This is a genomic window from Haemophilus haemolyticus, assembly GCF_003490935.1.
GTDB lineage: Bacteria > Pseudomonadota > Gammaproteobacteria > Enterobacterales > Pasteurellaceae > Haemophilus > Haemophilus haemolyticus_M.
In genome coordinates, this window is sequence record NZ_QQGD01000001.1 from 363,240 (window position 1) to 382,494 (window position 19,255).

Here is a 19,255-nt window from a genome sequence, read left to right on the forward strand (position 1 = left end):
ATTATGCCTCTCCAACTTTTTCAATATTCACCAAGAATGTTTTGTATTCTGGTGTTTGCGTGATTGCCTCACCCCAAGATGGTGTTAAGGTATTAGTAGAGAATCCACGGTTACCTTTACCATTTAAGGCTTTCATATTCCAGTGAATTGGAAGACCTACATGGTGTACGGTACGTCCATCAATTTCTAGATCTTTAAGACGTTTTGTAACCACGGCAACCGCTTTAATATAGCCACGACGAGAAGTAATTTTTACCATATCGCCTTTTTGGATACCTTTTTCTGCCGCTAATTTTTCACCAATTTCCACAAATTGTTGTGGTTGTGCGATGATATTTAATGCAGATTGTGCAGTCCAACTATGGAAGTGTTCTGTTAATCGGTAAGTTGTTGCCACGAATGGGAACTCTTTATTTGAACCGATAAATTCTTTATCTTCAGGATAAATACGCACAGTTGGATCACTTACCACTGCAGAGTGTAATGGATTTGTATCAATTGGGCTTTCAATCGGCTCATAGTGTTCAGGCATTGGACCATTTGCAACTTTATCAACCGCAAATAAACGACCTACACCTTCAGCAGACATAATAAATGGACCTGTATCTGAACCCGGTGGCTGTGTACCATAGTCTGCTACATCATGCCAGTTCCAGTTTTTACCGTTCCATTTGATTAATTGGCGGTTTTTATCCCAAGGATTACCATTGATATCTAATGATGCACGGCTATAAAGTACGCGGCGGTTTGCAGGCCATGCAAAGCCCCAACCAATGGTACAGCCTAAACCTGATGGATCTGAGTTATCACGGTTTGCGGTTTGGTTACCTTTTTCAGTCCATTGACCAACATATAACCAGTTACCTGATGTTGTTGTACCATCATCACGTAAATGTGCAAATCCATTGAGTAATTGACCTTTCTTGTACATCAAGTTACCGTTTGGATCATAAAGATCTTCAAGCGCGTAACCATTTAATTCTTTGGCTAATTCTACCGCACTTGGTGAGTGTGGTTGAGCATAATTCCAAGTCATTGCTTCAAATGATTCAATACCGCGACCACCTTCTTTTTGGTAAAGATGATGCATTTCTTCACGAATCATAGAAAGAATTTCAACATCTGGTAATGCTTCACCTGGTTGATCGCAACCTTTCCAGTGCCATTGAGCCCAACGCCCTGAGTTTACAATCGAACCATCTTCTTCAGCAAAACAGGTTGTTGGTAAGCGGAAGACTTCAGTTTGAATTTCTGAAGAATTTACATTGTTTGACTCACCAAAGTTTTTCCAGAATTCGGAAGATTCAGTTTGAAGCGGATCCATCACGATTAAGAATTTTAACTTACTCATTCCTGCAACAGTTTTGTTTTTGTTCGGTAATGAGTTTAATACGTTAAAGCCTTGTAAAATCCAACCGTGTAATTTGCCTTCATTCATTAATTTAACGTGAGTAATCGGATCATATAAGCGATCTGCTTTTGGTAAGAAATCGAAACCCCAACCGTTTTCTTTGGTTGCTTTATCACCATAGAAGGTTTTCATCATACTAACAAAGAATTTTGAAGTATGACGATAATAGTTCACTTGGTTTGGAACGATATCCTTTGGTGTAATCGCATTAATGTATTGCTCGTAAGAGGTATCTTTATCGTTTGGTAAACGCATATAACCTGGTAAAGACATTGGCAATAAGCCCATATCTGTTGTACCTTGCACATTGGAGTGTCCACGTAATGCGTTAATACCACCACCAGGCATACCCATATTACCTAAAAGTAATTGGATCATCGCCATTGAGCGAATATTTTGTGTACCGATTGAATGCTCGGTAAAGCCTAACGCATACAGATGCGTCATCGTTTTATTTGGTGCAGAGGTTTTACCAATTTCTTCACAGATTTGTAGGAAAAGTTTTTGTTTTACACCTGTAATGCGTTCAACCATTTCTGGAGTATAACGTGAAACATGCTCTTTTAAGATGTTAATGACACAACGAGGATGTTGTAAGGTCATATCACGTTTAGCCTGTCCGTTCTCATCAAACTGATAGTTCCATTTAGATTTATCGTAGTTACGTTTTTCTTCGTTGTAACCTACAAATAAACCGTCTTCAAATTTGAAACCTTCATCAATTAAGAATGAGGCATTGGTATAGTGTTTAACGTATTCGTGTTGAATCTGGTTTGTTTCCAATAAGTAACGGATGACACCCATTAAAAATGCGATATCAGAACCAGAACGAATTGGCGCATGTAAATCTGCAACAGAGGCTGTACGGTTAAAGCGTGGATCGATGACGATAAGTTTCGCACCGTTTTTCTTCGCTTCAATTGCCCAACGGAAGCCAACAGGGTGAGCTTCAGCAGGATTACCGCCTTGAACAATGATAAGGTTGGCATTTTTTATATCAACCCAGTTATTTGTCATGGCACCGCGACCAAATGATGGAGCAAGACTTGCTACCGTTGGTCCGTGTCAAGTATTCGCTTGGTTACACATCGGCACTATGCCTAACATTCTCACCCATTTATGAGTAAGAAGTGCTGCTTCATTACTCATAGCAGATGCAGTCATAATACCTGTAGTTGCCCAACGGTTCACAGTTTTGCCACTTGCGTCTTTTTCAACAAAGTTAGCATCACGATCATCTTTCAGTAAGCGAGCAATGCGTTTAATTGCATCTTTCCAAGAAATTCGCTCCCATTTATCAGAACCAGGTGCGCGATATTGAGGGTATAAAGAACGGCTTTCACTATTGACATAATCTAGTGCGCCAGCACCTTTCGGGCAAAGTGCTCCACGACTGACTGGATGATCTGGATCGCCTTCAAGGTGAAAGAGTTTTGAACGAGTATTTGTGCCAGTATGGCTGCTTAATGAATCGTAAGGTTTGCCTGTGCTGTATAACAACATACCGCAGCTTACGGCACAATATGTACAAGTGTTACGAGATTCAAATGCGCGTAATAATTTATATTCACGCGGCGCAGCTAATGCATTTGCTGGAGCAAAACCCAACATTGCAGCCGATGTTCCCGCCATACCACCTGCACAGACCTTAAAGAATTTTCTTCTTGAGATCTGCATAATCACTCCTTTCAACAACAAGTTGTTGAGATATTTAGATAGTAATAAATTCGTCTAGTGTAACTAGATAATTTGGTTGATTCCGTTAGAATAACGTTATTCAACATCGCAAATTGGTTCAAAGTAGGCCAATTTATGGGCGCCTAGGATAACGATTTTTTAACGATAAATCTATAATCAAATGGCATTATAACGCAGAAATATTGTGATCTAGATCATGATTTTATAAAAAAATTAACATTTTTTTTACATTTAAGTGATGGGTAGGTAAAGAATGGATTGGCTGATTAAACAAACGATTAACTTTTTTAAAAGAAATAAAAGTATAGAAAATTCAACCGCACTTTTACAATCAAAAGAAGATTTTCTAGCTGTCGAAATGCCAGTTTCATTAGTTTATAACGGTATTTCTCATGCGGTGATGATGTGTTCACCGAAAGATTTAGAGATGTTTGCTCTAGGGTTTTCTCTCACGGAAGGAATTATTGAAAAACCTTCGGATATTTACGGCATCGATGTTGTGGAAGTTTGCAATGGTATTGAAGTGCAAATCGAACTGTCTAGCCGAAAATTTATGGCATTAAAAGAGCATCGTCGTAATCTTACAGGACGTACTGGGTGTGGCATTTGTGGAACGGAGCAGCTTAATCAAGTGTATAAAAATTTTCCAAAATTAGACCGCACTTTTAAGTTTGATTTGAATTTACTCGATGGATGTTTGTCAGAGCTTCATAAAAATCAACGATTAGGTCAGCAAACAGGTTCGACTCATGCTTGTGGTTTTTTTGATTTAGAAGGTAATATGCTTGTTATTTTTGAAGATGTGGGTCGTCACGTCGCTCTTGATAAATTACTTGGCTGGCATGCAAAATCAGGTAAGCCTAATGGAATTATTATTGCTTCGAGTCGTGCAAGTTATGAAATGGTTCAAAAAACTATTTCTTGTGGGGTGGAAATGTTAGTCACGATTTCTGGGGCAACTGATCTTGCCGTGAAAATGGCTGAAGCACATAATTTGACTTTGATTGGTTTTGCAAGAGAAGGTAAAGGAAATATCTATAGTGGATATGAACGAATTAATGGTTGATATCTGAGGTCACTCTATATACATACGAGATATTTTTTTCTATTTATTTGTAATCCAACTAGCCAACGCGATAAAAATTGCAAAGATGCAAAACCAAATTATGTGGAGTTTTGCACTTTTACGATTGATGTCAGCATTATGCAGGCGTCGTTTTTCTAATTGTTGTTTATAAATTTCTAAATCTGCGTGTTTGAAAGAAAAACCACAATTAGGGCAGTTTTCTGCATTTTCACTAATCTTTTTTCTGCATTCAGGGCATCGAGTTAAGGCCATATTTTCTCTATAATCTATAAAATTACTTATTTATTAGTATATTAATTGAATTTTTAGATTTTACAAATGTGATATAAGTCACAAATCTATAAAAATCTAAAAATTCAATTTTTGATTTAGAACAATTTGAAATAGAATACCGCGGCTTGTTTAGGGCATACACTAAATATTTTTGTTTATCTTTTGAGGAGCCTTTCTATGTTATGGTTTTTCTTTTGTGTAGCCATCTTGATTCTTGGTTACTTTGTTTATGGAAAAATTATCGAAAAAATCTTTGTGATTAATCCACAACGTCAGACCCCTGCTTACCAGGTAAATGATGGCGTGGATTATATGCCAATGTCAAAAACCAAAATTTGGTTAATTCAATTATTAAACATTGCTGGAACTGGTCCTATTTTTGGTCCAATTCTTGGTGCTTTATACGGACCAGTGGCAATGCTTTGGATTGTAATCGGTTGTATTTTTGCCGGTGCAGTACATGACTATTTCTGTGGTATGTTGAGTATCCGTCATGGCGGTGCAACTATGCCACATTTAGCTGGTAAATTCTTAGGTCGTCCTGTAAAAGTATTTATTAACACATTAGCACTTGTACTTTTATTATTAGTAGGTGTTGTGTTTGTATCAAGCCCAGCTCAATTAATGGGTACGATTACCATGGATTTATTGGGTGCATCTCAAGGTGCGTTACAATTAGGTGATGCTGAAGCTGTTCATCATGCAGTTGAAGCCGGTGGTATCAAAGTATGGGGAATGGATAAAGCAACTGTTGTTGCAGTTTGGACGATTATTATCTTTGCGTACTATATTCTTGCGACTTTATTACCGATCGACAAAATTATCGGTCGAATCTATCCGCTCTTTGGCGCGTTGTTGCTATTTATGTCTGTGGGTATGGTGTATGGTTTAGTTTCTGCACACTTTAGTGCTGTTGATCCTATTGAGTTCTTCCGTACTATCAATGCAGATGGCCAAGGTTTAACTTTAGAGAAATTCACGCAAAACTTCCAAGTGAAGGGTGATGTTCCAATTTGGCCATTATTGTTCTTAACTATTTCTTGTGGTGCATTATCTGGTTTCCATGCAACTCAAACTCCTTTAATGGCGCGTTGTGCTGAAAATGAAAAAGAAGGTCGTTTTATCTTTTACGGTGCAATGATTGCTGAAGGTGTAATTGCGTTAATCTGGTGTATGGTTGGTCTTTCATTCTATGAAAATCCACAAGCATTACAAGATGCGATTTCAGCAGGTTCTCCGTCTAAAGTTGTGTATGACAGTTCATTACACTTCTTAGGCTTTATCGGTGGTATTTTTGCTGTGTTAGGTGTGGTGGTTTTACCTATTACTTCTGGCGATACAGCATTCCGTGCAGCTCGTTTACAATTAGCGGAAATTTTCCATATCGACCAACGTTCATTACCTAAACGTTTACTAATTGCTGTACCACTATTCGTATTAGGCTATTTCGTTTCAACCATTGACTTTAGCGTATTATGGCGTTATTTCACTTGGGCAAACCAAATGACAGCAATGGTAATGTTATGGACTGCAGCAGCATACTTATATCGCTACCATAAATTCCACTGGGTTGCGTCTATTCCGGCTTGGTTTATTACAACAGTATGTGCAACTTACTTGTTCTACAACAAAATCGGTTTCGGTTTAGATTATCAACTTTCAGTTTATCTTGGTTTTGCAACAACAATTGTTTGTATCGTGTTATTCTTCACTATGCTTAAGCCACTAGGCGAGCGCGATGAAGAAGCGTATGTGAATAATTAATCAAGATAATTTGGTTGAAAAAAGCCGTTTGAGATATTGTCTCAAACGGCTTTTTATTTTGATAAAAAATAGGGTTGTTTCAGGGATAATTGCTTGCAACTTAAGCAAACAAATTATAAACTTACGCTGATGTGGGGAAAAGTGGTGTTTTGTGGAGATTTTTAGAAAAATTTCTCAAAATAAGTTCAATTTTTAAGGCGTAATATGTTTCGTGGTGCAACAGCGGTTAATTTAGATTCTAAGGGACGCGTAGCGATCCCAACCCGCTATCGCTCTGAAATTCTTGAAAAGAACCAAGGGCAAATGGTTTGTACTGTGGATATTCGCCAACCCTGTCTTTTACTTTATCCCCTTGATGAATGGGAAAAAATCGAACAAAAACTTCTCGCACTTTCTAACTTTGATCCTACCCAACGCCGTTTGCAACGAGTAATGCTTGGTCATGCCACTGAATGTGAGATGGATGCACAGGGCCGTATCTTGCTTAGTGGGCCATTACGCCAACATGCAAAATTAGAAAAAGGTTTAATGTTGGTGGGACAACTTAATAAATTTGAAATTTGGAGTGCTGTAGAATGGCATGCCCAAATTGAAGAAGATATGGAAATTGGTTCAAGTGCAGACTTTGCGTCTGAGGCTTTGAAAGATTTCTCATTATAGAAAATGATTCACCGTTTTTTACTTTTATATTGTATTTATGGATACCGAAAATTCCTTTTCTTCACCTGAACATGTCACAGTTTTACTTCACGAAGCCGTGAATGGCTTGGCATTGAAGGAAAATGGAATTTATATTGACGGAACTTTTGGCCGTGGTGGTCATTCTCGCTTAATTCTTTCTAAATTATCCTCAAATGGTCGTCTCATTGGAATTGACCGTGATCCCAGAGCCATTGCTGAAGCTCAAAAAATTCAAGATTCACGTTTTCAGATTGAACACAACAGCTTTTCCCATATTTCTGAAATTTGTGAAAAATTAAATTTGGTTGGCAAAATTGACGGCATTTTACTTGATCTTGGCGTGTCATCCCCACAGCTTGATGAAGCTGAACGTGGATTTAGTTTTATGAAAGATGGCCCACTTGATATGCGTATGGACACGACTCAAGGTTTATCCGCAGAAGAATGGTTAAAACAAGTATCGGTTGAGGATTTAACTTGGGTTTTGAAAACTTTTGGCGAAGAGCGTTTCGCTAAACGTATTGCCACCGCTATTGTTGATTACAACAAAAGTGCGGCTAAAAATGGCACTGAATTTTTATCGCGTACTAGTCAATTAGCTGAGCTTATTTCACAAGCGGTACCTTTCAAAGATAAACATAAACATCCTGCGACTCGCAGTTTCCAAGCTATTCGTATTTTCATCAATGCAGAATTAGATGAATTGGAAAGTGTACTCAATTCTGCTTTAGATATGTTAGCGCCGGAAGGGCGTTTATCAATTATTAGTTTCCATTCTTTAGAAGATAGAATGGTAAAACATTTTATGAAAAAACAAAGTAAAGGTGAGGATATCCCTAAAGGTTTGCCATTGCGAGAAGACCAAATTCAACGTAATCAAAAATTAAAAACTATTGGTAAAGCAATTCAACCAAGTGATGCAGAAATTCAAGCAAATCCTCGTTCAAGAAGTGCAGTATTGCGTGTAGCGGAGAGAATTTAGTGATGTCTGAAAATAATAAACCTCGTTATCCGTTACAGCAGATTTTGGTTGAAGATCTATTTTCTTCAAATAAATTAATTGTGTTGTTATTGGTTGCAATTTTGATTTCATCAATGAGCGTGATTTGGGTAACTCATCAGACACGTCGATTAATTTCTGAAAATGGTCAATTGATTTTACAGCGCCAAGCGCTTGAAAGTGAATATCGAAATTTGCAAGTGCAAGAAGCAACAGAAGGAGACAGTACTAGAGTCGAGTCTATTGCTGTTGGCACCTTAAAAATGAAAACATTATCCCCAGAACAAGAAGTTGAAATTAGAGAATAATAGGTAGAAAAGATGGTTAAGTTCAATTCTTCTCGTAAATCAGGTAAAGCAAAAAAAACAATTAGAAAATTGACCGCACCTGAAGCCGTAAAACATAACAAACCGAAAATTGTGTTTGAAAAATGTTTTATGCGTGTTCGTTATTGGGTTTCTGCTTTTTTTATTTTGGCTGGTTTATGTGCTTTAGTCGCTCGTGCGGCTTATGTGCAGTCTGTTGATTCAAGCACTTTATCTGGAGAGGCTGATAAACGTTCTTTGCGTAAAGATGAAGTGTTATCTGTGCGTGGTTCAATTTTAGATCGTAATGGTCAGCTTTTATCTGTAAGTGTACCGATGAATGCGGTGGTTGCAGATCCGAAAACCATGTTAAAAGAAAATGCACTTGAGGATAAAGAGCGGATTACTGCTTTGGCCCAAGAATTGGGTATGAGCGAAAATGATTTGGTGAAAAAAATCGAGAAGAACTCCAAATCCGGTTATTTATATTTGGCCCGTCAAGTAGAATCTAATAAAGCAGACTATATTCGTAAACTTAAGATTAAAGGTATTAATTTAGAAACTGAACATCGTCGTTTTTATCCTCGCGTAGAAGAAGCTGCGCATGTGGTGGGTTATACCGATATTGATGGAAATGGTATTGAGGGCATTGAGAAAAGCTTTAATTCTATGCTTGTGGGTAAAGATGGTTCACGTACTGTTCGTAAAGATAAACGCGGAAATATTGTTGAACATATTGCGGATGAGAAAAAATATGATGCGCAAGATGTCACTTTAAGTATCGATGAAAAATTACAATCCATGGTATATCGTGAGATTAAAAAGGCGGTGTCTGACAATAATGCTGAGTCTGGTACTGCTGTGTTAGTTGATGTTCGAACTGGTGAAGTATTGGCTATGGCTACTGCACCATCTTACAATCCAAACAACCGTGTTGGTGTGAAATCCGAGTTAATGCGTAACCGAGCAATCACTGATACGTTTGAGCCTGGTTCTACTGTAAAACCTTTCGTAGTTTTAACCGCACTTCAACGTGGAGTAGTGCGCCGTGATGAAATCATCAACACGGGATCATTCACAGTGAGTGGCAAAGAAATTGTGGACGTTGCACCTCGCGCACAACAAACTTTAGATGAGATTTTAATTAATTCTAGTAACCGTGGTGTGAGTCGCCTTGCATTGCGTATGCCACCTAGTGCATTGATGGAAACTTATCAAAATGCAGGTTTAAGTAAACCGACAGATTTAGGCTTGATTGGTGAACAAGTTGGGATTTTGAATGCAAACCGTAAACGCTGGGCAGATATTGAACGTGCAACAGTCGCTTATGGTTATGGTATTACTGCGACACCTTTACAAATCGCTAGAGCATATGCAACCCTTGGTAGTTTTGGGGTGTATCGCCCGCTTTCTATCACTAAAGTCGATCCGCCAGTCATTGGAAAACGTGTTTTCTCTGAAAAAATAACTAAAGATATTGTGGGGATTTTAGAGAAAGTAGCAATTAAAAATAAACGCGCAATGGTGGAAGGCTACCGTGTTGGCGTGAAAACGGGAACAGCGCGTAAGATTGAAAATGGACATTATGTAAATAAATATGTGGCATTTACTGCGGGTATTGCACCGATTAGTGACCCTCGTTATGCATTAGTGATTTTGATTAATGATCCAAAAGCCGGTGAATATTATGGTGGTGCAGTTTCTGCGCCAGTATTCTCTAGCATTATGGGCTATGCTTTGCGTGCAAATGCTATTCCACAAGATGCTGAACCTGTTGAAAAAACAGCAACGAAAAGCGCAAAACGTATCGTATATGTTGGTGATCACAAGAATCAAAAAGTGAATTAAGGAAAAATTATGAAAAAACTCACCGCACTTTTTAATTTGCCTGAATTAAAGGATGATATAGAACTCCATAATATGGTGTTGGATAGCCGTAAAGTTAAAGCTGGTGATCTTTTTGTAGCGATAAAAGGGCATCAAGTCGATGGAAATCAATTTATTGATTCTGCTATTCATTCTGGTGCGAGAGCGGTGTTGTCTGAGACAGAATTATCTAGCGAGCATTTAACTGTGGCGTTTATTGGGAATGTACCAGTCGTTAAATATTATCAACTTGCACGCCATCTTTCGTCTTTGGCGGATATTTTCTATGATTCGCCTTCTAAAAAATTAACGCTTGTTGGTGTAACAGGGACAAATGGCAAAACCACTATTTCTCAATTATTAGCGCAATGGGCGGAATTATTAGGTCATCGTGCGGCTGTGATGGGAACTATTGGTAATGGCCTTTTAGGTCAAGTTGTAGAAGCTAAAAATACAACTGGATCAGCTGTGGAAATTCAATCATCACTTTTCAGTTTTAAGCAAGCTGGCGCTGATTTTGCCTCTATTGAAGTTTCATCGCATGGTCTGGCACAACATCGCGTGGAGGCGTTGCATTTTAAAGCAGGGATTTTTACCAACTTAACGCGTGATCATTTAGATTATCACCAGACCATGGAAAATTATGCTTCCGCTAAAAAACGTTTGTTCACCGAATTAGATACGCAAATTAAAGTGATTAACGCTGATGATGAGATTGGATGCCAATGGTTAAGTGAATTGCCCGATGCTATTGCGGTAAGTACGAGCCCTGATTTCCAATCAAACTCACATCAATGGATGAAGGCAACAAATATCCACTATCATGCTAAAGGTGCTGATATTACCTTTGAATCTAGCTGGGGTAATGGCGTATTGCATAGTCCATTAATCGGTGCTTTCAATGTAAGCAATTTGTTATTAGTGATGACCACGTTATTATCATTTGGTTACCCATTGGAAAATTTACTCGCTACGGCGAAATCTTTGAAAGGAGTATGTGGAAGAATGGAAATGATTCAATATCCAAATAAACCAACAGTTATTGTAGATTATGCGCATACACCTGATGCACTAGAAAAAGCCTTGATGGCAGCGCGTGAACATTGCCAAGGTGAGTTATGGTGTATTTTTGGCTGTGGTGGAGACCGCGATAGAGGTAAACGTCCATTAATGGCACAAGTTGCAGAACAGTTTGCTGAAAAGGTGATTGTGACAAAAGATAATCCTAGAACAGAATCACAAAGCCAAATTGAATCAGATATTATCGCCGGCTTTAAAAATATGGATAAAGTCGGCATTATTCCTGATCGTGAACAGGCTATTCAGTTTGCGATTGAAAGTGCGGTTGAAAATGATGTGATTTTAATTGCTGGCAAAGGGCATGAAAATTATCAAATTATTGGCACTGAGATCGTGCATTTTTCAGACCAAGAAATTGCCCATGATTTTTTAAAATAATAACAATTAAATTATGATTAAACTCTCTACTGAACAATTAGCACAGATTCTTCAAGCTAAATTAATTGGCGATAAAAATGTGCAAGTTGAGGAAATTAATACAGATACCCGAAAAAGCGTATCAAATAGTTTATTTTTTGCGTTGAAAGGCGAAAAGTTTGATGCTCACCAATATCTTGAACAAGCGGTAGCACAAGGTGCGGTAGCCGTGGTTGTTCAGCAAGAAAATTTTTCCATTTCTGTTCCTCAGCTGGTGGTTAAGGATACTCGAATTGCTTTAGGCGAACTTGCAAAATGGTTACGCGAGAAAATTAATCCGCGTACTGTTGCGATGACTGGGTCTTCTGGTAAAACCACGGTGAAAGAAATGACGGCGAGTATTTTGCAACATACTGCTGGTGATTCAGACGCGGTACTTTTTACCAATGGGAATTTTAATAACGATATTGGTGTGCCTTTAACCCTTCTTCGTTTAACAGAAAAACATCGTTTCGCAGTGATCGAACTTGGTGCAAATCATCAAGGTGAAATTGATTACACTACAAAATTAGCTCAACCTGATGCCGCATTGATTAATAATATTGCACCCGCGCATTTAGAGGGCTTTGGTTCTTTAGAGGGCGTTGCACAAGCTAAAGGTGAGATTTATAGTGGTTTAACATCGAATGGTGTGGCGATTATTAACGCAGAACATAATCATTTAAATGTTTGGCAAAAAGAAATCGGTGAACATGAGATTCAATATTTCAACGGTAAAGATTATTCTGCAAAAAATATTCATCATACTACCCAAGGATCTACTTTTACAGTTGTTTCCCCACAAGGTGAAATTGAGATTAACTTACCTTACCTTGGTGAACATAATGTAAAAAATGCCTTGGCTGCTACCGCACTTGCCATGAATGTCGGTGCAACTCTGACGGATGTAAAAGCTGGATTAGAACAACGTTCACAAGTGAAAGGGCGTTTATTCCCAATTCAAGTAACACCTAATTTATTGTTATTAGATGATACTTATAACGCAAATAAAGATTCTCTCTGTGCTGCCATTGATGTCCTAAAAAGTTATGATGCTTTCCGTATTTTGTGTGTCGGCGATATGAAAGAGTTAGGTGAAAACTCTCTCACTATTCATCGTGAAGTTGGACAATATGCTAATTCGGCAAATTTAGATTTAGTTTGTTCTTATGGCAATGAAAGTGCGGTTATTTCTGAGGCTGTTTCGGGTAAGCATTTTACTGATAAGGCGAAAATGGTTGATTTTCTTGTGCCATTGATTGAAACCCAATTACAACAAAATAACAAAGTTGTGGTGCTAGGAAAAGGCTCGCGCTCAATGAAAATGGAAGATGTGATCTATTCATTAAAGGATAAAATTAAATGTTAGTTTGGCTTGCTGAATATCTTGTTCGTTATGAAACCGCGTTTAATGCGATTTCTTATATCACTGTCCGTGCAATTCTTGCATTATTAACCGCACTTTTTATCTCACTTTGGATTGGCCCTAAAGTGATCAAACGTTTACAGATCTTAAAATTTGGCCAAGAAGTGCGAAATGATGGGCCTGAAAGTCATTTTGCTAAAAAAGGCACACCCACTATGGGCGGTGTGATGATTTTATTCTCTATTGGCGTAAGTACGTTATTATGGGCAAATCTTGCTAATCCTTATATTTGGGTTTGCTTATTTGTATTATTTGGATACGGTGCAATTGGTTTTGTGGATGATTTCCGCAAAATTACTCGTAAAAACACGGATGGTTTGATTGCTCGTTGGAAATATTTCTGGATGTCTGTTGTGGCATTAGTGGCAATACTTTGGCTTTATTGGCTTGGACACGACACTGATGCAACTCGTTTAGTGATTCCATTCTTTAAAGACATTATGCCCCAGTTAGGTTTGTTCTATATTGTATTGTCTTACTTTGTGATTGTTGGAACCGGTAATGCGGTGAATTTAACAGATGGCTTGGATGGATTGGCAATTATGCCAACAGCGCTTGTCGCAGGTGCATTTGCGTTAATTGCATGGGCAACGGGTAACGTGAATTTTGCAGAATACTTGCACATCCCATACATTAAATATAGTTCTGAAGTGGTTGTGTTTTGTACCGCCATCGTTGGTGCAGGGTTAGGGTTCTTGTGGTTCAATACTTATCCCGCGCAAGTCTTTATGGGCGATGTAGGTTCTCTTGCATTAGGTGGAGCACTTGGTGTAGTGGCGATCCTAGTTCGTCAGGAATTTTTACTTGTGATAATGGGCGGAGTATTTGTTGTTGAAGCGCTCTCTGTTATTTTGCAAGTAGGGTCTTATAAGTTACGCAAACAACGCATTTTTAGAATGGCACCGATTCACCACCATTTTGAATTGAAGGGATGGCCAGAGCCAAGAGTGATTATTCGGTTTTGGATTATTTCCTTAATGTTGGTGTTGATGGGATTGGTCACCTTGAAGTTGCGTTAATGAATATAGCTAGGTTCGCTCTTTCAGTTTTTGAAAGGGTGACCTTTTTTACGTTAGTAAAGGAAATTTATATTTCCATTGATAATATAATTTTAAAATTTATAGCTATTAAGAAGAAAGAAAATGAACGCCTATCAAAACAAAAATATTACTATCATCGGGCTTGGCAAAACAGGTCTTTCTTGCGTGGATTATCTCTTATCCCAAAAGGCTAATATTCGTGTGATTGACACCCGAAAAAATCCTACTGGTGTTGATAAACTTCCTCAAAATATCCCTCTTCATACTGGTAGTTTAAATCAGGAATGGTTACTCGAAAGCGATATGATTGTTATTAGTCCTGGGCTTGCGGTAAAAACACCTGAAATTCAAACTGCACTTAAAGCCGGCGTAGAAGTAATCGGTGATATTGAATTATTCTGCCGCGCGGCGACAAAGCCAATTGTGGGGATTACAGGTTCAAATGGAAAAAGTACTGTTACTACTTTAGTTTATGAAATGGCGAAAGCTGCTGGCGTGAAAGTTGGTATGGGTGGAAATATTGGGATTCCCGCTTTGTCATTGTTGAATGAAGATTGTGAACTTTATGTATTAGAGCTGTCTAGTTTTCAACTTGAAACAACTTACAGCTTAAAAGCTGCGGCTGCAACGGTCTTGAACGTGACTGAAGATCATATGGATCGCTATGTGGATTTAGAAGATTATCGCCAAGCAAAATTACGCATTTATCATAATGCTGAGGTCGGCGTTTTGAATAATGAGGATACGTTGACTTTTGGTGAAGGTGAAAATCAAGCGAAACAAAACGTTTCTTTTGCGGAAAATACCGCAGATTATTGGCTAAAAACGGAAAACGGCAAGCAATACTTAATGGCAAAAGATGAAGTAATTTTGCCTTGTGAAGAAGCAACATTAGTCGGTCGCCATAATTATATGAATATTTTGGCGGCAACGGCATTGGCACAAGCTGTCGGTATTAATTTAGATTCAATTCGTACCGCACTTCGTCATTTCAAAGGGTTAGAGCATCGTTTTCAATTAGCACATCAAGCCAATGGTATTCGTTGGATTAATGACTCTAAAGCAACAAATGTGGGGAGTACAGTTGCCGCATTAGCAGACCTTTATGTTGAAGGCAAATTACATTTATTGTTAGGCGGTGATGGAAAAGGGGCTGATTTTTCAGAATTAGCTGAATTAATTAATCAACCACACATTATTTGTTATTGTTTTGGTCGAGATGGTGCGCAACTCGCTAAGCTTTCATCGCAAAGCTATTTGTTCGATACAATGGAACAAGCGATAGAATTTTTACGCCCAACATTGCAAAGCGGAGATATGGTGTTATTGTCGCCAGCTTGTGCAAGCCTCGATCAGTTTACCTCTTTTGAAAAGCGCGGTGAAGAATTTACTCGTTTAGCTCAATATTCAGCCTAATTTAGTCATTAATAAAAATAAGATGGAATTTTTACAGAACATCAAAAAAAATTACGATGAATGGACACGTATCACACCGCAAGGTTTGTTGTATGATCGTGCGCTATTTTGGTTATTTGTTATTTTACTTTTAATTGGTTTAGTTTCGGTAACATCTGCATCTATTCCTTATAGCTCTCGTTTATTTAATGATCCTTTTTACTTTGCAAAACGAGATGCTTTTTATGTATTTCTTTCTTTAGCGACTTGTTATGCCATGTTGTATATTCCAACTGAAAAGTTGGAAAAATGGAATGTAAATATTTTCTGGGCAGCAGTGGCTTTATTGATAGCCGTATTATTTATCGGTACATCAGTAAATGGTGCTAAACGTTGGATTTCATTGGGAATTTTGAATTTTCAGCCAGCTGAATTTGCGAAGCTAGCACTGACTTGTTTCTTGGCAAGCTATTTTACTCGTCGTTATGATGAGGTTCGAGGTAGAAAATTTAGTGCGATAAAACCCTTTATTGTGATGGGCGTGATGGGGATGTTCCTCTTAGTTCAGCCTGATATGGGAAGTACAGTTGTGCTGTTTGTGATTACTTTCGGTATGCTATTTATCGTTGGCGCTCACTTTTTCCAATTTATTTTGCTTGGTGCAACAGGTGTAATTCTTGGCTCTTGGTTAATCATCTCTGCTTCTTATCGTTTAAAACGTTTCACTGGTTTTTTAGATCCATTTAAAGACCCTTATGGTACAGGATTCCAATTAACGAATTCTCTTATGGCATTTGGTCGTGGAGAAATAACGGGGGAAGGGTTAGGTAATTCAATTCAAAAACTAGATTATTTACCTGAAGCGCATACTGACTTTATCATGGCGATTATTGGTGAAGAGTTTGGCTTTATAGGCATTTTAATTGTTGTTATTTTGCTCGGTTTACTTGTATTTCGTGCTTTGAAGATTGGAAAGGAATCTTTAATGTTAGAACAACGTTTTAGAGGATTTTTAGCTTTAGGCATTGGCTTTTGGATTTTCTTCCAAGGCTTTGTTAATTTAGGTATGGCTCTTGGAATGTTACCGACTAAAGGTTTAACCTTTCCACTCGTGAGTTATGGTGGTTCGAGTATTATTATTATGTCAGCGACTATTGGCATTTTATTACGTATTGATCACGAAAATCGTTTACTTCGCGCAGGTCAAGCACGCCTACACGATGATTAGAGATAAAGAAGATGAAAAATAAAAAATTATTAGTAATGGCTGGTGGAACTGGCGGTCATGTTTTTCCAGCGATAGCTGTGGCCCAATTTTTACAAAAACAAGGATGGGATATTTGCTGGTTAGGTACCAAAGATCGAATGGAGGCTCACCTTGTACCAAAACATGGAATCCCGATTAGATTTATCCAAATTTCCGGTTTGCGTGGTAAAGGTATAAAAGCTTTATTAAGTGCTCCTTTTGCTATTTTCCGTGCCGTGTTGCAGGCAAAAAAAATTATTCAAGAAGAAAAGCCTGACGCTGTACTTGGAATGGGTGGTTATGTTTCAGGCCCTGGCGGTATTGCTGCAAAACTTTGTGGTGTCCCGATAATTTTGCATGAACAAAATGCGATAGCGGGTTTAACGAATAAATGGTTAGCTAAAATTGCTACTCGCGTATTGCAAGCATTTCCAAGTGCTTTTCCTCATGCTGAAGTTGTAGGAAATCCAGTTCGAGAAGATTTATTTAAGATGCCATATCCTGAAGTTCGTTTTGCGGAGCGTGAGAAAAAATTACGTGTCTTAGTGGTCGGTGGTAGCCAAGGCGCGAGAGTTCTTAACCATACTTTACCTAAAGTAGTCGCCCAGCTTGCAGATAAAATAGACGTTCGTCATCAAGTAGGTAAAGGTGCGGTAGAAGAAGTTAGCAAACTTTATGGCGAGAATTCAGAACAAGTTAAAATAACAGAATTTATTGATGATATGGCTGAAGCTTATGCTTGGGCTGATGTGATAATTTGCCGTTCTGGCGCATTAACTGTATGTGAAATTGCGGCAGTTGGTGCTGCAGCTATTTTTGTACCTTTCCAACATAAAGATCGTCAACAATATTTGAATGCGAAATATTTGGCTGATGTGGGGGCGGCAAAGATTGTCGAACAGGCAGATTTAACGCCTGAAATTCTGGTGAATTATTTAAAAAACTTTACTCGTGAAAATTTATTACAAATGGCTGAGAAAGCGAAAGCTATGTCGACCCCTCTCTCTGCACAGCGAGTTGCTGAGGTTATTATAGAAAACTCAAACTAATTGATATTCCAAAGAATAAGAAAAACATTGCGATTTTCAACCGCACTTTTAGAATAGGCACCAATATTTTGCCAATGTGTCAAAAAGGAAAAATAAATGAAACATTCCCACGAAGAAATTAGAAAAATTATCCCTGAAATGCGTCGAGTGCAACAAATTCATTTTATTGGAATTGGTGGAGCGGGAATGAGTGGTATTGCTGAGATTTTATTAAATGAAGGCTATCAAATCTCTGGCTCAGATATTGCTGACGGATTAGTAACTCAACGTTTAGCCCAAGCTGGAGCAAAAATCTACATCAGACATGCAGAAGAACATATTGAAGGTGCAAGTGTTGTTGTCGTATCCAGTGCGATAAAAGATGATAACCCTGAATTAGTTGCAGCGAAACAAAAACGCATTCCAGTGATTCAGCGAGCACAAATGTTGGCTGAAATCATGCGTTTCCGTCATGGCATTGCTGTTGCAGGAACACATGGGAAGACGACGACAACTGCTATGATTTCCATGATTTACACCCAAGCAAAACTCGATCCAACATTCGTTAATGGTGGTTTGGTGAAATCTGCAGGTAAAAATGCACATTTAGGTGCTAGCCGTTATTTAATTGCCGAAGCGGATGAAAGTGACGCTTCGTTTTTACATTTGCAGCCAATGGTATCTGTTGTAACCAATATGGAACCAGACCATATGGACACCTACGAAGGTGATTTCGAAAAAATGAAAGCCACCTATGTGAAATTCCTGCATAATTTGCCCTTCTATGGTTTAGCAGTGATGTGTGCAGATGATCCTGTATTAATGGAACTTGTGCCAAAAGTTGGTCGCCAAGTGATTACATATGGTTTTAGTGAACATGCAGATTATCGCATTGAAGATTATGAACAAATTGGTTTTAAAGGTCATTACACAGTGATTTGCCCAAATAATGAACGTATTAATGTGCTGTTAAACGTGCCAGGAAAACATAATGCGTTAAATGCAACGGCTGCACTTGCTGTAGCAAAAGAAGAAGGTATTGGCAATGAAGCTATTTTAGAAGCCCTTGCTGATTTCCAAGGTGCAGGTCGTCGCTTTGATCAGTTAGGTGAGTTTATTCGTCCAAATGGTAAGGTTCGTTTAGTTGATGATTATGGCCATCACCCAACAGAAGTGGGCGTAACGATTAAAGCCGCACGAGAAGGATGGGGAGATAAACGTATTGTTATGGTTTTTCAACCTCATCGTTATTCTCGTACTCGTGATTTATTTGATGATTTTGTACAAGTGCTTTCGCAAGTGGACGCATTAATTATGCTTGATGTGTACGCAGCGGGAGAAATGCCGATTGTTGGAGCTGATAGTAAATCTCTTTGTCGTTCAATTAGAAATTTAGGAAAAATCGATCCAATCTTGGTTTCTGACACATCACAATTAGGCGACGTTCTTGATCAAATTATTCAAGACGGTGATTTGATTTTGGCACAAGGTGCGGGTAGCGTAAGTAAAATCTCTCGTGGCTTAGCTCAATCTTGGAAAAATTAAGACTTTTATAAATA

General features: G+C 38.3%; 15 protein-coding genes. 13 read left to right on the forward strand and 2 right to left on the reverse strand.

All coding sequences use genetic code 11. The features are described from left to right. Position 1: 1 nt before the first annotated feature. Complete coding sequence (gene fdnG, locus DV417_RS01925) at positions 2–3,088, reverse strand: formate dehydrogenase-N subunit alpha (protein WP_153063330.1); 3,087 nt, start codon at positions 3,086–3,088, stop codon at positions 2–4. A 274-nt stretch (positions 3,089–3,362) separates the two neighbouring features. Here fdnG and fdhD point away from each other — a divergent pair, with 274 nt between their 5' ends. Then, positions 3,363–4,175, forward strand: a complete 813-nt coding sequence (gene fdhD / locus DV417_RS01935) for a formate dehydrogenase accessory sulfurtransferase FdhD (protein ID WP_118878288.1) — start codon at positions 3,363–3,365, stop codon at positions 4,173–4,175. Between the two features lie 39 nt (positions 4,176–4,214). Here fdhD and DV417_RS01940 read toward each other — a convergent pair whose 3' ends face one another. Further along, positions 4,215–4,448, reverse strand: a complete 234-nt coding sequence (locus DV417_RS01940; RefSeq protein WP_118878290.1) for a zinc ribbon domain-containing protein — start codon at positions 4,446–4,448, stop codon at positions 4,215–4,217. A 198-nt stretch (positions 4,449–4,646) separates the two neighbouring features. On the opposite strand from DV417_RS01940, the gene DV417_RS01945 reads away from it, so the two are divergent. From DV417_RS01945 to murC, 12 genes are all read left to right on the forward strand, one after another. Then, on the forward strand, positions 4,647–6,233 hold the full coding sequence (locus DV417_RS01945) for a carbon starvation CstA family protein (RefSeq protein ID WP_118878292.1): 1,587 nt from the start codon (positions 4,647–4,649) through the stop codon (positions 6,231–6,233). 204 nt (positions 6,234–6,437) lie between these two features. Further along, positions 6,438–6,893: a division/cell wall cluster transcriptional repressor MraZ gene (mraZ, locus tag DV417_RS01950; protein WP_005628276.1), complete on the forward strand. Its 456-nt coding sequence runs from the start codon at positions 6,438–6,440 to the stop codon at positions 6,891–6,893. Positions 6,894–6,930: 37 nt separating this feature from the next. Then, positions 6,931–7,896 (forward strand): 16S rRNA (cytosine(1402)-N(4))-methyltransferase RsmH, encoded by a 966-nt coding sequence (gene rsmH / locus DV417_RS01955; RefSeq protein ID WP_118878294.1) that lies wholly within the window; start codon positions 6,931–6,933, stop codon positions 7,894–7,896. Positions 7,897–7,898: 2 nt separating this feature from the next. Further along, positions 7,899–8,222, forward strand: a complete 324-nt coding sequence (gene ftsL, locus DV417_RS01960; protein ID WP_118861425.1) for a cell division protein FtsL — start codon at positions 7,899–7,901, stop codon at positions 8,220–8,222. 12 nt (positions 8,223–8,234) lie between these two features. Continuing rightward, positions 8,235–10,067, forward strand: coding sequence for a penicillin-binding transpeptidase domain-containing protein (locus tag DV417_RS01965; RefSeq protein WP_065250108.1), 1,833 nt, complete (start codon positions 8,235–8,237; stop codon positions 10,065–10,067). 9 nt (positions 10,068–10,076) lie between these two features. Further along, a complete protein-coding gene (gene murE / locus DV417_RS01970) occupies positions 10,077–11,543 on the forward strand; it encodes a UDP-N-acetylmuramoyl-L-alanyl-D-glutamate--2,6-diaminopimelate ligase (RefSeq protein ID WP_118878297.1) in 1,467 nt (488 codons plus the stop codon). A 13-nt stretch (positions 11,544–11,556) separates the two neighbouring features. After that, the gene (murF, locus tag DV417_RS01975) at positions 11,557–12,930 is read left to right on the forward strand and encodes a UDP-N-acetylmuramoyl-tripeptide--D-alanyl-D-alanine ligase (protein ID WP_118878300.1); all 1,374 of its coding nucleotides are present in this window, start codon (positions 11,557–11,559) and stop codon (positions 12,928–12,930) included. Further along, positions 12,924–14,006 carry a phospho-N-acetylmuramoyl-pentapeptide-transferase gene (gene mraY / locus DV417_RS01980; protein WP_005630348.1) on the forward strand — a complete coding sequence of 361 codons (1,083 nt, stop codon included), beginning with the start codon at positions 12,924–12,926 and terminating at the stop codon, positions 14,004–14,006. The genes murF and mraY overlap by 7 nt, the downstream gene beginning before the upstream one ends. 123 nt (positions 14,007–14,129) lie before the next feature. After that, positions 14,130–15,443, forward strand: coding sequence for a UDP-N-acetylmuramoyl-L-alanine--D-glutamate ligase (gene murD / locus DV417_RS01985; protein ID WP_118878301.1), 1,314 nt, complete (start codon positions 14,130–14,132; stop codon positions 15,441–15,443). A gap of 22 nt (positions 15,444–15,465) precedes the next feature. After that, positions 15,466–16,650, forward strand: coding sequence for a putative lipid II flippase FtsW (gene ftsW / locus DV417_RS01990; RefSeq protein ID WP_118878303.1), 1,185 nt, complete (start codon positions 15,466–15,468; stop codon positions 16,648–16,650). An 11-nt stretch (positions 16,651–16,661) separates the two neighbouring features. Beyond that, positions 16,662–17,717 carry an undecaprenyldiphospho-muramoylpentapeptide beta-N-acetylglucosaminyltransferase gene (gene murG, locus DV417_RS01995; protein WP_118878305.1) on the forward strand — a complete coding sequence of 352 codons (1,056 nt, stop codon included), beginning with the start codon at positions 16,662–16,664 and terminating at the stop codon, positions 17,715–17,717. 96 nt (positions 17,718–17,813) lie between these two features. Then, positions 17,814–19,241: a UDP-N-acetylmuramate--L-alanine ligase gene (gene murC, locus DV417_RS02000; RefSeq protein ID WP_118878308.1), complete on the forward strand. Its 1,428-nt coding sequence runs from the start codon at positions 17,814–17,816 to the stop codon at positions 19,239–19,241. The last annotated feature ends 14 nt before the right edge of the window (positions 19,242–19,255 follow it).

Coding starts and splice junctions, on each gene's coding strand:
- ftsL (WP_118861425.1), top strand. CDS start 7,899: ATGTCTGAAAATAATAAACCTCGTTATCCGTTACAGCAGATTTTGGTT.
- DV417_RS01940 (WP_118878290.1), bottom strand. CDS start 4,448: ATGGCCTTAACTCGATGCCCTGAATGCAGAAAAAAGATTAGTGAAAAT.
- murG (WP_118878305.1), top strand. CDS start 16,662: ATGAAAAATAAAAAATTATTAGTAATGGCTGGTGGAACTGGCGGTCAT.
- DV417_RS01945 (WP_118878292.1), top strand. CDS start 4,647: ATGTTATGGTTTTTCTTTTGTGTAGCCATCTTGATTCTTGGTTACTTT.
- murE (WP_118878297.1), top strand. CDS start 10,077: ATGAAAAAACTCACCGCACTTTTTAATTTGCCTGAATTAAAGGATGAT.
- fdhD (WP_118878288.1), top strand. CDS start 3,363: ATGGATTGGCTGATTAAACAAACGATTAACTTTTTTAAAAGAAATAAA.
- murC (WP_118878308.1), top strand. CDS start 17,814: ATGAAACATTCCCACGAAGAAATTAGAAAAATTATCCCTGAAATGCGT.
- murF (WP_118878300.1), top strand. CDS start 11,557: ATGATTAAACTCTCTACTGAACAATTAGCACAGATTCTTCAAGCTAAA.
- mraZ (WP_005628276.1), top strand. CDS start 6,438: ATGTTTCGTGGTGCAACAGCGGTTAATTTAGATTCTAAGGGACGCGTA.
- ftsW (WP_118878303.1), top strand. CDS start 15,466: ATGGAATTTTTACAGAACATCAAAAAAAATTACGATGAATGGACACGT.
- rsmH (WP_118878294.1), top strand. CDS start 6,931: ATGGATACCGAAAATTCCTTTTCTTCACCTGAACATGTCACAGTTTTA.
- mraY (WP_005630348.1), top strand. CDS start 12,924: ATGTTAGTTTGGCTTGCTGAATATCTTGTTCGTTATGAAACCGCGTTT.
- DV417_RS01965 (WP_065250108.1), top strand. CDS start 8,235: ATGGTTAAGTTCAATTCTTCTCGTAAATCAGGTAAAGCAAAAAAAACA.
- murD (WP_118878301.1), top strand. CDS start 14,130: ATGAACGCCTATCAAAACAAAAATATTACTATCATCGGGCTTGGCAAA.